Below are 13,957 nucleotides of genomic sequence, written 5' to 3'. Positions count from 1 at the left end.
ACCATCACCGATGCGCACCTGCGATGGATCGAGCAGCGGCTCTACAATCGTCCGCGCAAAATACTTGGATTCAAAACGCCTCTCGACGTCTTCTCCGAGGAGATCCTCAACAGCGTTGCGATTCAGAGTTGAATTCGCCGGAGGTAAGGTCAGGTTTCGGAAAGCACCAGCATATGTTGAACTCGCCTAAGTTTTTGATAAGCCTTTATATCGGGCGTCGACTTAGTCAAGCGAAGTTCGGTATGGAGTCATGGTGAAATAAAAAAACGCGGCGCAAGCGCCGCGTTCTGGTGTCGCGCAGCGGGCTGAGGATCAGCCGGCCTTGGCGACGGTCTTCTTGGCTACAGCCTTCTTGGCCGGGGCCTTGACCACGCCCTTCTTGGCAACCGGGGCAGCTGCACCCACAACAACCTTGCTCACCGCGTGCGAACGCGAATTGCCGTAGCTGGAATTGTAGCGCTTGCCCTTGGCGGTCTTACGGTCACCCTTACCCATGTTCGTCGACTCCTGAATGTGAATACTGAATACAAAATCCCCGCGCTGAACACGGGTCTGGCGAGGTTTACGCCGGCGGCGCCCTCGCGCAAGGCCGATAAGACTACCACGACGGCCCCAGCCCGCCCAGCCTAGCCTAATGGGCGCAGTTGGCGTCGTGGACGTGGGCATGCCCGTGGTTCAGGCGCAGATTGACCAGATGGGCGATGCCGACAAGCGCGCCGCCCAGCGTCATCACCACCGCATGCGGGATTACCGAGTGGTGCCAGGGGTCGTACAGCAGGCCGGCCCACAGCAGAAACAAACCCGGCAGCAACAGCGCCAGTGCATGCAGCGCCTTGTGGCGGCGATAGCCCAATACCAGACTGAACAGGCCCAGCAGGGTCACGAACACGACGATGGCCAGCTCGACGCCATCGCCCAGCCAGAACGCCAGGCCTAACGACGGCGCCAGTGCCAGCACCAGCGGCAGCACCGCACAATGCACGGCACACAGCAGCGAGGCGGTCGCACCGAAGCGGTCGAGCATATGGCGAAGGGACGGTAGAGGCATGACTTCCAGCAGGTGGCCGCGGCGACGTGGAATAATATAACATCTTGCTTGTTCCAGAGCTTACTCGCTCCCAGATCTGCGCCACTGCACTCCGCAGCTGCAGATCTCGCCGTCGGCCCAGCAGCCAAGCTGCGCCTTACCATTGATATAAAATAACAATCACAGAGTCCGGCACGCCATGCATCCTCGCCTCGCTTCATCGTTTCGCCGCTCCACGCTCACGCTGGCCCTGACCAGCCTGCTGACCCCTGCCCTGGCCATGGCTGAGGACGCGCCTGCATCGGCCGACCCGCAGACCCCGCCCAGCTCGGACACGCGCCACGACGCCACCCATTCCAGTGGCCGCCACATCAAGGACCTGGACAATGTCGTCGTCACAGCCAGCCCGTTGCGCGATGCGGCCGGCGAGCTGAGTCGCCCGGTCGACGTTCTGGCCGGCGAGCGCCTGGACGAAGTGCGTAGTTCGAGCCTGGGCGAAACCGTGTCCAGCCTGCCTGGCGTGCAGAGTTCCAACTTCGGCCCCGGCGTCGGCCGGCCGATCATCCGCGGCCTGGACGGCCCGCGCGTGGCAGTGCTGCGCGATGGCCTGTCCACCCAGGACGTGTCCACCGTCAGCCAGGATCACTCCCCGGCGATCGAGCCGTTTCTGGCCAACCAGATCGAAGTGCTGAAGGGCCCCTCCACCCTGCTGTACGGCTCCGGCGCGATCGGCGGCGTGGTCAACGTGGTCGACGGGCGCATTGCCGAAACCCCGGTCGACGGGTTCAGCGGCCGCGCCGAAGTGCGCTTCGACGGCGGCGACAAGGATGGCAACACCGACATGTTCCGCGTTGATGCCGGCAATGGCAGCGGCCTGTCGATCCATGCCGACGGCGTGTACCGCAACCAGAAGGATTACGACACCCCGCAAGGGCGCCAGGCCAACTCCTGGATCGACTCCAAGGCGGGCTCGATCGGCGCCTCGCTGTCCGGCGACTGGGGCTTTGTCGGCCTGTCGGCGTCGCGTTTCCGCGACAACTACGGCAACCCCGGCGAACCGGGCGATCTGTCGATCGGCGAGCGTGGCGTGTCGTTGAAACTGCAGCAGGACCGCTACGACCTCAAGGGCGGGCTGACCGACCCGTGGGGCGAAGGCAGCGCGCTGCGCTACAGCTTCGGCCACACCGATTACGCGCATACCGAGTTCGAAGGCGAAGAAGTCGGCACCGTGTTCACCAAACGCGCCAACGAAGGCCGCGTGGAAGCGTCCTTCACCTTCGGCGGCGGTTGGCAGACAGCGTTTGGCGTGCAGGGCAGCGATTCGGTCTTCGAGGCGGTGGGCGAAGAGGCATTCGTGCCCAGGACCGACACCCGCTCGCTCGGCGTGTTCGGCTTTGCGCGCAACAGCTGGGAGCGCGTCACCGCTGAAATCGGCGCGCGCGTGGACAAGGTCAAGTACCAGACCGACATCGGCGTGGAACGCGACTTCACTCCGACCAGTTTCTCGCTCAGCAGCGGCTTCCGCTTCAACGAGCAATGGCGTTTGACCGCCAACCTCGACCACGCCGAACGCGCGCCGGCCGAAGAAGAGCTGTTCGCCAACGGACCGCATATCGCCACCCTCGCCTTCGAGATCGGCGATGCGAATCTGAAGACCGAAAAGGCCAACCAGGCCGAGCTGGGCCTGAACTTCCAGAACGAGTGGGTGGATGCCAAGGTCGCCGCGTACTACAACCGCTACAACGACTTCGTCTACATCGTCGACACCGGCAACCAGTGGTTCAACGCCGAAGACAACGACTTCCTGCCGATCGGCCAGTGGACCCAGGCCGATGCGATCTTCCACGGTTTCGAAGGCGAGGCTACCTTCCATCTGGCCAACAACGACACCGGCGCGTGGGATCTGCGCGTGTTCGGCGACACCGTGCGCGCACGCCTGACCGATGGCGGCAATCTGCCGCGCATCGCGCCGGGCCGCGTCGGTGCACAGATGCGTTGGAATGCCGACCAGTGGCGCGCCTCACTGGGTGCCACGCGCACCATGAAGCAGGACAAGGTGGCCGTGAACGAAACCGCGACCGATGGCTACACCATGGTCGATGCGCATCTGGCCTACCACGTGGATCGCGGCAGCAATGCGTGGGAAGTGTTTCTGGACGGCAACAACCTGAACAACCAGGACGCACGCGTGCACACCTCCTTCCTCAAGGACGATGTGATGCTTCCTGGCCGCAGCGCTTCGTTCGGCCTGCGGATGTTCTTCTGACGGTACCCTCTCTCCCGCCGTCATCAGCGAGGCCGCCTTCGGGCGGCCTCGTCATGTGTGGCGTTTCTATGTCTGCTGCGGTGCGCTGCAGTCGTGCGTGTTGGCGTGGCGATACGGCTGATTGCCCAGTGGGCAGCCTACTGGGACGCAGAGGAGATGGCTGGCGGACCTGAAGCCAACACGCTGTGGCTGGGCCTGCGCGACGTCGGCGTGTTCGTCGAAGGAATGCGCTTTGCTCGGCGGTGTCGATGAAAGGTGCTGGCGGTGATCGCCGCACTGATCAATCTGCAGATTCGGGAAGCGGCGCCGGTACGTGCAGCGGTGTGAAGCGCGGGGAAGTGCGCGCGTGCCTGCAGTCAGGTGATGCGCTGCTGCGGGCGCATGGTATGGCGTGCGCAAAAGCCATCGTGCTGCCGCAATGGATCGCATCGCCTGCCGCTGCATTGCGGGTGGAGGCACGAACATCGATTTGCGCACAGTGCGGGCGCGCTGCCAAACGCCTTGCAAGGTGGATAGATAGCGAGCACATCGATTGCATGCGTTGACGCGGCGCACAACAGCTTTTACGAGCAACTCCGTTAGAACAACAACGCAACGTGTGTTGCCGCGTTGCGCTAGCGGCGCTGTGATTGGCTGCCGATCACTTTCTTGGCAGCGCGCGCGCAACTGCACACATCGCTGCCAGCTGCGATGCCATCTTAGGAGAGCTTCATGACCTCATCGATGCACCGCTACGCCTTGTCCCTTGCTATCGGCGCCCTGCTTGCGCCTGCTGTGCATGCGCAAACCTCACCGGCAGAACCGCGCACCGACGCCACAACGCTGGACGCAGTCATCGTCAGCGGCACGGCGCGCTTCAAAGGCCTGGCCAGGCGCGATGCCAGCTTTTCGATCACCACCGCCAGCGCAGAACAGATTCAGCAGGCAGTCCCGCAGAGCACCGCGGATCTGTTGAAGATCGTGCCAGGTGTGTGGGCCGAACCCAGCGGCGGTGGCACCGGTGCCAACATCTTCGTGCGCGGCATGCCGTCCGAAGGCGACGCGCCGTTCGTGACCATGCAACTGGATGGCTCGCCGTTGTTTCCGCCGCCGACGCTGTCGTTTCTGGAGAACTCCACGTTGTTCCGCGTCGACGACACGGTGGAACGCATGGAAGTATTGCGTGGCGGTTCCAGCCCGATCTTCTCCAACGGGCAGCCGGGGCTGACGGTCAACTTCATCCAGAAGAAAGGCCAGGACGAGCCCGCAGGCAGCGTGCGCCTGAGCGGCGGCAACAACGACTTGCGCCGTCTCGACGTGTTCAACAGCGGGCCGATGGGCAATGGTTGGTACTACAGCGTGGGCGGTTTCTTCCGCGAAACCGATGGCGTGCGCGACCCGCAATTTTCCGCCGACAAGGGCGGCCAGTTCAGCGCCACCTTGAGCAAGCGCTGGCACAGCGGCGAAGTGTCGTTCTACGCGCGGCATACCGACGACAACAACGCCTTCTACACCGCCATTCCGCTGTTGTCGCGCAACAACGGCAACGCTCTATCCAGCTTCCCAGGCTTGAATGCGCAGACCGGCACGCTGCTCGGCCGCGACGTCCGCAATGTCGACCTGCTGGTCGGGCCGAATGGGCAAACCCTGCGTCGCGATCTGGCCGATGGCCGCGGCGTCAACATCGACGTGTTCGGCGGCGAATTGAATTGGGAAACCGGCGCATGGACCATTGCCGCCCGCTTCAACGTGATGAGCGGCAGCGCGCCGACCTATGCGCTATTCACCGGCGACGCACCGCAGCGGTTGAGCGACTTCATCGCCAGCTACGGCACCACCGGCAGCGGCAGCTTCACCAACGGCGGCGGTGCGGTCGACCCGAATCAACAGGTGCTCCAAGCCGGCTGGTGGTCGGTGGACAAACGCTTGAACTCCTTCACCAACGACTTGCGGCTGAGCCGCGAATTGTTTGCCGGCAATACGCTCACCGTGGGTGCGTACTACGCCAAATATTCCTCCGCCGACACCTGGTATCTGGGCAACACCATGTTGCTCACGGCGCAGAACAACGCGCGGCGTATCGATCTGGCCCTGGAGAATGGACAGCAGGCCACACGTCAGGGCTTCACAAGCACCGCATTCTTCAACCTGCGCGCCACTTACGATGGCGAGAACATCGCTGCCTTCATTGCCGACGAATGGGAACTCAACGCGCGGCTGCGCCTGGATCTGGGGGCGCGTTACGAACGCCAGAGCGTGACCGGCGATGTGCACGATACCGCCACGGTCGATCTGGATGGCAACCCAGCGACGTTGTACGACAACGCCACCTCGCTGGCACTGGCCAGCACGCGCCGCATCGATCAGGACGATGAAGCGTTCTCGTGGACCGCAGGCTTGAACTTCACACTCGATGATCACAACAGCCTGTTCGCGCGCGTCAACTCAGGCGTGAAGTTTCCCGGCTTCGACAATCTGCGCGATGGTCAGAATCGCGTGCAGGAGGTGGATCAGTACGAACTCGGCCTCAAGACCGGCGCCAGCAATTACGATTTGTATCTGACCGCGTTCTATAACACCTTCAAGAACTCGCCGTTTCAGGCGTTCCTGTCCGATGGAACCAACTTCACCGCAGTCGGCGATTCGCGTGCCTACGGCATGGAAGTTGAAGGCGCGATCCGCCCGTTCGGCGGTTTCGAACTGGGCGGCACCGGCGTGTGGCTGGATGCCAATTACCGCAACTATCGCGAGTTCACCGGCAACCAGGTGATGCGCCAGCCCAAGCGCCAGTTCCGCATCACGCCCAGCTATTACTGGATGCTGCCATTCGGCGATCTCAAGCTGTTTGCCACCTATTCCTACGTGGGCGAGCGCTTTGCGGATCTGGCCAATCGCCAGCGCCTGCCGTCCTACGACATGGTGGATATCGGTGCCAACCTGCATGTGGGTGAGCATTGGGAAGTGACCGCCAGCGGCAGCAACGTCACCGACACGCTGGGCCTGACCGAAGGCAACGTGCGCGTGCAGGGAGCCGCAACCGGCGGCGTGTTCATGGGCCGGCCGATTGCCGGGCGGCAGTACCAGATGTCGGTGGCGTATCGCTGGTAGGTAGTGCAATGGAGAAGTGCAGGCGCTGACGCTCGCCACGCGCGGCATCAGAGCCTTTGCTCGTCCTGCTGGCAGCACACGCTGTCACGTTTGAGGTATGCGCACTTACGCAGCGCTGAACGTGACCAGATGCATCAATGACGGCGCCCGTCGCCGCAGCAGCACTTTATAAAGCACCACATGGAGTGAATCGTATGATGCTTGCATGCTGCGATCAATGCCCACTACCGTCGCGACCAGCGTAGCGCGCCGATCCGAATGCGAAGCAGATCCACGCATCTCGATTATTTATATCAATAGATACTCGATAGATCGAAAAATATAGGGGCCAATCTCGTGCCGAAAACATCGCATCGCGTGCGTGAATCGGCATGCATTGCATAAAATGCGCAGCGTGTCACACGCATGTCACTTGGTGCGTAACTTGCGAGCAAGGATTGGCCCATCTTTAATCGGATCGCTGCCGGTGCATGCGCATCGCCAGCGTCGGCGTCGGCTGCGCGGACGCGCACAGGGAAGCAGGCTGACGACCTTGTCGCATCCATCCAGCGTTTCGGACAAATGCGCTTCAGTTGCTCTTTCGGGATAAAAGGACATGGAATCTGTTGCTGCCTCTTCGCGTTCTTCTCTTGCACGCTTCATCCAACCCGACCTGGCGTTGAAGGCTTGCCGGCACTGCAAGGCGCATGCCATTGGCTTTGCCTCATCGGGTTTCCTCATCGCGGCCACTGCTGCGTGAATTCACTTTTCAACGTCTACTGAATCTCCTGATTCGGGCTTGATAGGCACGGCCTGAATGTGTTGAAGCAGTCGCACTGGCCGATTGCCTGATCGGCCGGACGGGGACTGTGTCGTGTCGATCGTGCCTAAACCTTTGAGTGGAATCAAACGCAATGAACATTTTTCACAGGCGACATCTCGCACTGCTGATCGGCGCCGCGCTGATCGGCAGCCAGCCGCTCTCAGCCCTGTCGGCACAACCGGCAACTGCTGCTCGCGTAGGCGCAGGCGTAGGCGTAGGCGATCCACTGCTGCGTTATCAGTGGCACATGTTCAATGAGGGACAGGCGGTGATCGGCGACAGCCGCCCGGTACCTGGTGTGGATATGGACGTGGATATCCTGCATGCCATCGACATTCGCGGCCGCGGCGTGCGCGTTGGCGTCGTGGACGACGGCCTGGAGCTACGCCACGAAGATCTGGCCGACAACATCCTGCAAAACGGCTCGCACAACTTCGAAGACGGATCGCACGACATCACACCTATCGATCCGAAGAAAGGTCACGGCACGGAGGTCGCAGGCATCATCGGTGCGGTCGGCTGGAATGGACACGGCGGGCGCGGCATCGCACCGGACGTGCTACTTGCCGGCTTCGACGTTTTTGGGCGGGCTTCGTCCAACTCCAATGCCAGCATCCGTTATGCGTGGGGCGATGGACCGGAGGCGCGCAACATCGATGTGTTCAACAATAGCTGGGGGTTAGTCGCGCCGGTTTACTTCGATTTTCCGGTAGAGGAGCAGCAGAGCTGGGAAGCCTTGATGCGATCGACCCGCAGCGGTCTTGGCGGCATCTACGTCAAGTCTGCGGGCAACAGCTTCAGACGGCTACGTACACGCGACGAAAATGGAAACATCGTCAACCTCTGTAGCGAGCAATCGCGCACTTTGAATGTTGGCTGTGCCCTGGCAAATATCGATCCGCTGGCAAACCTGTCGGGCACCATTGTCGTTGCCAGCGTCAATGCCAAAGGTCAACGCGCATCGTATTCGTCATCAGGCTCTGCGTTGTGGGTGTCCGGTCTTGGCGGCGAGTTTGGATATCAACGCAAGTTCTACCCCAATGCGGCGTCAACCTTCGCGACGGATGCGGCACCGTTCGCCTACGATCCCGCCATTGTCACCACCGACCTCAGCGGCTGCGCAGCGGGCTTCAACCTCGACGATCCCGATACGGTCGACAATGCGCTGGATGGCAGCCGGTCGAAGATTGACGCATCGTGCAACTACAGTGGGGTCATGAACGGCACCTCCGCAGCGGCGCCCACCGTCTCCGGTGTGGCCGCGTTGATCCTCAGTGCCAATCCAAGCCTGAGCGCGCGCGACGTCAAGTACATCCTGGCCACCACCGCGCGCCAGATCGATACGTCGCAACCACGCGTCGCCTATCAGGGCAGCGTGATCGATCCAGGCTGGATCACCAATGCCGCCGGGCATCGCTTCAGCAACTGGTACGGCTTCGGGTTGGCCGATGCGGCGGCGGCCGTTTACAAGGCAAGCAACTTCACGTCACTGCCCCCGATGCGCGACACACGCTGGGTCAAGTCGGCCAATGCCGGAAGCCAGATCGGTGGACCGGCGCGGCCGGCCACGCAGCGGATTCGCATCAAGCAGGCAATGAAGGTAGAGTCGGTGCAACTGTCGTTGGAAACCGCGCATCTGACCCCGAGCAATCTGCGGGTGGTTCTGGTGTCGCCCAGTGGCACGCGCAGCTATGTGGTCACCCCGTTCTCCGCACTGGATGCCGATACCTATGCGAAGACCGGGTTCTATATCGACCTGACCTCCAGCAATGCGTTTCTGGACGAAACATCGCAAGGCGTGTGGACGCTGGAAGTCACCGACATGAGCGAGCCCAGGACCACTGCTGCTCTCAAGACGTTCAAACTTCGCATCGTGGGGCACTGACATGAAGACCACTCTTGTTGTTTCGGTATTGCTTGCTTGTGTTGCAGCATCCGGCCTGGCGCAAGCCGCGCAATACATGGATGCCAACGCGCTCAGCGCTGCGGCCACCGGCGAGCGTTTCAAATCCGGAGCGGATAGTTTCCGCATGCTGCCCGGTTCGGTGGTTGCCGAGAGCTTGCCGTCTGACGATGCGGACCAAGCCAGACCCACCTCCAGCAAGACGCTTGCAAGTGCTGCTCCTGCAGCGGCCAATGGCAGGGTTGCCGCGCGCATCGGCCCGTATGCCGTGGTGCTGGATAATGCGGTTGGCGTCGCGCGCAGCGCTGCTGTGCCCGGCACGGAACGCACACTGGCAGCGGCAGTGAACGAGCGCACCGGCCGTGTGGTGCTGGTCAGACCGCAGCTGAAGTTGACCGGCACCACGCCAGCCACCGCGACCTCGCTGGCCCGCACTACCGGTGGAAGCATTGCCTACGCCTCGACAGTGGATGGCAGTGCGGTAATCACCTATCCCTCGATTGAACAGGCGCAACGCGCACTCACCGGCCTGCAAGGCAGCACGGGCGTCGCGCAGGCATCGCTGGTGGTGATGCAGGCCGTCATGCAACTGATGTGAGTTAAACGGCCGCAGGCAAACGCTTGCGGCCTTTGCGTCTGGCGCGCTATCATGCGGAATGGATGCTCCACCTTCGCACGCACGCTGGCTTTGACGTGTTCCCAATGTTTTTCCCGAGCACGCGCGCGTTCGTTGCCGATGGCCTGACTCGTTGAATGCTTGGCAGCGATGAAAAATGCAGCATCGCGGGCCTGCAGTTTTCACGTTTGTCTGCACCGGTGTAGCCGCTGTCGCCGAATACGCTGTCTTCGGTGCCGTGCGGCAACGCGTGCGTCACCGTGACATCGGCGACGTTGGCGGTTGTGCAGCAGACATGGTGGACCAGCCCGGAACACTTATCCACGCGAATGTGCGCCTTCATCCCGAAATGCCACTGGTTGCCCTTCTTGGTCTGATGCATCTCAGGGCCGTGAGCAGGGTCGGCATTCTTGGTCGAACTGGGTGCAGCGATCAGCATCGCATCGACAATCGTGCCGGACCGCAGGCACTGGCCCTTGCGCGCCAACTGCGCGTTGACTTCGGCCAGCATCCGCGCGGCCAGGCCATGGGTTTCTAGCAGGCGGCAAAAGTGGAGAATCGTGCTCGCGTCGGGAACGTTGTCCAAGCAGCCAAGCTTGGCAAAACGCCGCAAGGTCGGGATCTCGTGCAGGGCTTCTTCCATCGCCGGATCGCTCAGCGCGTACCACTGCTGTAACAGATCAATCCGCAACATCGTGGTCAGGGCCTACGGCTGCCGATCTGGCCGCCCTGACACCGGATACTGTGGCGCGATCAGCCAGAGCCATTGCCGCCACGGAACCACCTGCTCCATCTCGTCCAGGAAGATCTTGCTGCGGGTCTGCTTGCGCTTGCCCAGGCCCTCTGCATCACCGAATGGCAGTTGCATGGAGGACTTCTCAACGTAGATGTGTAATGTTGCGCATCTTGGGTGCGTTGTTTTAGAGGTTCCCTAGCATGCCGATAAAATACCGGCAGCCATAAATCAAGCACCTGGCAATGCGCAAACTGGCGAGCACGAAATCATCGTTATCAATGGCGCTTTTGGTATTTTGCCGATCCGCGCGACACTAGACTTGATACGCTCCTCGCCGTGCTCAAGCATGCCCGTATCCTTGAGGTGCCGAGGTTCTACGCCACCAGACAGTTTTGACGAAAAGCCAGCTGCGGACAGGCGTCTTAATCACCAGCAAGAGAAATCCGATCGAGAGTAGGCACCAGACCGCAGGAAATTCATTCGGGTTGTCCGTGGTCATTCTAGCCAGAACCGGCCCCAACAAAAGATGGAAAGTCGTGAAACGCCAGGAGCCATATGCTAGAGGAACAATGAAGGCGGCAAATATATATGGCGCCCACACGATCTTGAAGTGAAAGATGGTGATGCTGAGAATGTCATTAACAGGAAGCTCCCAGGCGATATGCCAGTTGCCACTGACCGAACAAAGGCGATCAGAGCAAAGCGCCGTGCCCTTGGGTACGTGACTTGCCCATTCGAAAGGATATATCTTGAGAATCATTAGGATGAGACAGACGAAGCAAGCAAAATATGCATAATTCTTCACCTTATTCCTCGCCTCTTCCGGGATGAAATAAAGAGATATTGCATTTATAAAAAATGGCTGTATTGCGATATGAAGGAAGCCAAGTAATGTGGCCACCTGATTCATGGGATTGCTGCAGGAGTTGATCACGGTGTAGGTGACAGCCTGAAGGATTTCCATCAGCGAGAAGAATGCCAGGCATCCCCACAACGCGAATGACTCTTTTTTGTAAGCGGAGTATGCGCACCCCAAAATACCGCAGGTAGCTACGACTGCAGAAGCTTGTCCATTCCAACACATGATTATTTTCGCAAGTAGGAGGTAGGAGGTAGGAGGTAGGAGGTAGGAGGTAGAGGGTAAATTCAACTATGTTTGAGCTATTGTTAACGACTCACCGGCAAGTGGCCGACCCATAAGCGGCACTTACAAAGGGAACGCACAAAGGCTAAGACCCAGCCAAGCTCATTTTCATTCATGCGCTTGAACTGAAGGTGGTTACGACGATTTCGCGCTCACCAGTTTGTGCTCACTAGATGCTTGACTTGTGGCGGCTGCTATTTCAACCGCTTGTAAATTTCACTCCCTAGTCAATCACATATACCGAATGTATTGCTCACTACAGCAGTTATTGCAACTGCTACGCTTCAGTGTGGTGGTGTTGCGCTTGGCCTGCTGGAAATGGTCTGACAGGCCGCGGTGTCTGCCGGAGGCGCCTGAGTGGGATATTCCTGCTTTCATAGCACGTAGGTCTGACTTGTAGCAACAAAGCCATCGGCATACGTTGCCTCGACAAAATACGCACTCCAGCCTGCCTTCGGGATCTGCACAGGGACCGAGATGCTGCTGCCGCGCTGCAAAGTCACAGGGGTAGAGGTATAGCGGATGCCACAGGCAAAGCGGAAGTCACGCGCTTTGGGATTGGCTGCACTCCACAATAGCACCTGTGCTGGGCGCTCAGAAGAGCGCACACGGATAACAGGCTGCTGTCCTCCTCGCAAAGAGTCGCTCAGATCCGGCAAGGGGTGTTGCTGCTGCAGGCGATCGACGAACGGGACCAACGAATCTACCACCGATGCCCGAATGCCCATATGCGACGAGTTTGGTACCATTCGCATAGCTTTTACGCTTGGCAGCTTACCGTAAAAAAAGTGCGTATTGTCGGGCAGGAAGAAATCATCACCGCTTGCGTTGACAATGTATTTAGGCAGAGACAAGCGCTTGCGGTAAGGCGTTTGAAGGTAGGCCAGCGGATCTTGGATTTGGGTCAGCTTGGCGAACTCGGGCGTATCGAATTGGCCGGTAATGCCTTCCTTGATGTAAGGACCAAACGCGATCGGCCAGTTGCCGCCGTAGGCACGAGACATGTGTTCAAGCACCGCCGGCATGTTCAAGACGTCGGTAACAAATGGAGCTACTGCCTCCACACGACGATCCGCAATCAGCGCGTGCCAACTAGCCCAGCCGCGCTTCGAGGTGCCGGTGAGGATGAAGCGGTGGATTCGCAGCGGTGTCAATTCGCGTTCCGCCAAGCTCATCGTGCGACCGATTGCAGCTGCCATCGGCACGTGCAAAGGCAACGTCTTGCGTTGCTCCGGTGCTTTCATAAACAGCGACCAGCTATGGGCAACGCTGTCATCCTCACGGCGCGGTTTCCCGTCATCGCTGTAGGTGAGCGACTGGCTAGGAATGTCGCTCAGTGCAATCACTACGGTGCGCGTACGTTGCGCTAGAGCAGCGATGACCTGTGGCGTGAACTCATTGGACGCCTGTGCAGCGCCGCCATCGGTCGGGTGCCGTGTGCCGTTGGTGGAGATCAGAAGCGCGCGCGCAGGTAATGCGTTCGGTGGCACATAGATCGCCACATCGTGCTGCCAGTCGGTAGGCTGCACGAGGTTGTCTGGCGACCATTGCTGAGATGTAAGCAAATAGTCGCGCCGCTCCACGCCTGCTACCGTTGTCGTTGCGCCTTGCTGGTAGCTCAATGGCTCTTGCTCGACTGCATCGTGATAGCACGCCAGCGCATCGCCGAAGCCCACCTTGGGGTCGTTCGCGCAGCGGTCCGACGCAGGCGATGCACAGGACGAACCCGCTGTAATCAAGGTCAGCAACACAAATGCGTTGCGAGCTAGAAAAGTCATCTGCGATTTCAGTCTGTGGAAGAATGGGCTATGTCCTGCTTAGCCGGCGTCTGTGGCGTGAGGCTGGATCCACGACGCATTGCATGTGTTCATGGCATGTGTTCATGCTGCGCTTGGTCCATGGGCGCTACATGTCCGCTGCCTACTAGCTTACGAGTAAATCGCGCCGACGACTAAGTGCTTGCGCACGTATCTCGCGGAATGCGAAGTCATCTTTCGATGGGTCTAGCGCGTCGTTGACATTTCTGCTGGACTTGATTTTTGTTTCGATGTTCATTGCCACTGTGTCATCGAGCGTCGCTGAGCATTGCGGTGCTTACCACTGGACTCCCGTTCGCTCACCGCATTGCCGAGTTAACTGTGTGCCATTGTCCTCAGTAAGAGCGGCTAACAAAACCTCTTTAATGCTATCTTCAGGGCGGGAAAATGGGGCCATGGCACGGAACAAACGGATCCCTATCGCGCTGTGGAAGCGCATCCAACCACTGAGTCCGCAAGTCAAGCCTTCTGCTAAAGGTGTGTCGTGGTCAAGTTTTTTCGGACACGACGATGGGTTGTTTGATTGCCGATTGCTGCTCGAAGGCATTGGGTGGCAAGT

The 13,957-nt window shown here is 59.9% G+C and carries 8 protein-coding genes and 4 pseudogenes; 7 read left to right on the top strand and 5 right to left on the bottom strand.

The window, feature by feature from the left end; translation table 11 throughout:
* Window positions 1-132 (top strand): annotated as a pseudogene (locus tag XpopCFBP1817_RS15475) (IS30 family transposase); the annotation flags it as partial.
* Between the two features lie 180 nt (window positions 133-312).
* Here XpopCFBP1817_RS15475 and XpopCFBP1817_RS15470 read toward each other — a convergent pair.
* Both XpopCFBP1817_RS15470 and XpopCFBP1817_RS15465 read right to left on the bottom strand, forming a co-directional pair.
* Window positions 313-495, bottom strand: a complete 183-nt coding sequence (locus XpopCFBP1817_RS15470; RefSeq protein ID WP_016904806.1) for a 30S ribosomal protein THX — start codon at window positions 493-495, stop codon at window positions 313-315.
* Window positions 496-631: 136 nt separating this feature from the next.
* Window positions 632-1,048, bottom strand: coding sequence for a MerC domain-containing protein (locus XpopCFBP1817_RS15465; protein WP_128417781.1), 417 nt, complete (start codon window positions 1,046-1,048; stop codon window positions 632-634).
* A 178-nt stretch (window positions 1,049-1,226) separates the two neighbouring features.
* Here XpopCFBP1817_RS15465 and XpopCFBP1817_RS15460 point away from each other — a divergent pair, with 178 nt between their 5' ends.
* The 5 genes from XpopCFBP1817_RS15460 (at window position 1,227) to XpopCFBP1817_RS15440 (ending at window position 9,683) form a co-directional block, all read left to right on the top strand.
* Entirely contained in the window at window positions 1,227-3,293 is a 2,067-nt protein-coding gene (locus XpopCFBP1817_RS15460; RefSeq protein WP_128417780.1) for a TonB-dependent receptor, read from the top strand.
* 57 nt (window positions 3,294-3,350) lie between these two features.
* Entirely contained in the window at window positions 3,351-3,545 is a 195-nt protein-coding gene (locus XpopCFBP1817_RS24070; RefSeq protein ID WP_128417779.1) for an IS4 family transposase, read from the top strand.
* Window positions 3,546-4,004: 459 nt separating this feature from the next.
* On the top strand, window positions 4,005-6,380 hold the full coding sequence (locus XpopCFBP1817_RS15450) for a TonB-dependent receptor (RefSeq protein ID WP_128417778.1): 2,376 nt from the start codon (window positions 4,005-4,007) through the stop codon (window positions 6,378-6,380).
* Between the two features lie 926 nt (window positions 6,381-7,306).
* Entirely contained in the window at window positions 7,307-9,067 is a 1,761-nt protein-coding gene (locus XpopCFBP1817_RS15445) for a S8 family peptidase (RefSeq protein WP_208619632.1), read from the top strand.
* Window position 9,068: 1 nt separating this feature from the next.
* On the top strand, window positions 9,069-9,683 hold the full coding sequence (locus tag XpopCFBP1817_RS15440; protein ID WP_128417776.1) for a hypothetical protein: 615 nt from the start codon (window positions 9,069-9,071) through the stop codon (window positions 9,681-9,683).
* A gap of 38 nt (window positions 9,684-9,721) precedes the next feature.
* Here the strand turns inward: XpopCFBP1817_RS15440 and XpopCFBP1817_RS15435 are convergent.
* From XpopCFBP1817_RS15435 to XpopCFBP1817_RS15425, 3 genes and pseudogenes are all read right to left on the bottom strand, one after another.
* Window positions 9,722-10,569 (bottom strand): annotated as a pseudogene (locus XpopCFBP1817_RS15435) (IS5 family transposase); the annotation flags it as partial.
* Between the two features lie 208 nt (window positions 10,570-10,777).
* Window positions 10,778-11,521, bottom strand: coding sequence for a DUF5765 domain-containing protein (locus XpopCFBP1817_RS15430; protein WP_128417775.1), 744 nt, complete (start codon window positions 11,519-11,521; stop codon window positions 10,778-10,780).
* Window positions 11,522-11,865: 344 nt separating this feature from the next.
* Window positions 11,866-13,359: pseudogene (locus XpopCFBP1817_RS15425) on the bottom strand (PhoPQ-activated pathogenicity-related family protein).
* Between the two features lie 236 nt (window positions 13,360-13,595).
* Between XpopCFBP1817_RS15425 and XpopCFBP1817_RS23180 the strand changes: the two are divergent.
* Window positions 13,596-13,957: pseudogene (locus tag XpopCFBP1817_RS23180) on the top strand (hypothetical protein); the annotation flags it as partial.

Source organism: Xanthomonas populi (genome assembly GCF_002940065.1).
Classification (GTDB): domain Bacteria; phylum Pseudomonadota; class Gammaproteobacteria; order Xanthomonadales; family Xanthomonadaceae; genus Xanthomonas; species Xanthomonas populi.
Note: the sequence above shows the minus strand (reverse complement) of the source record. Positions and strands in the feature narration are given on the sequence as shown.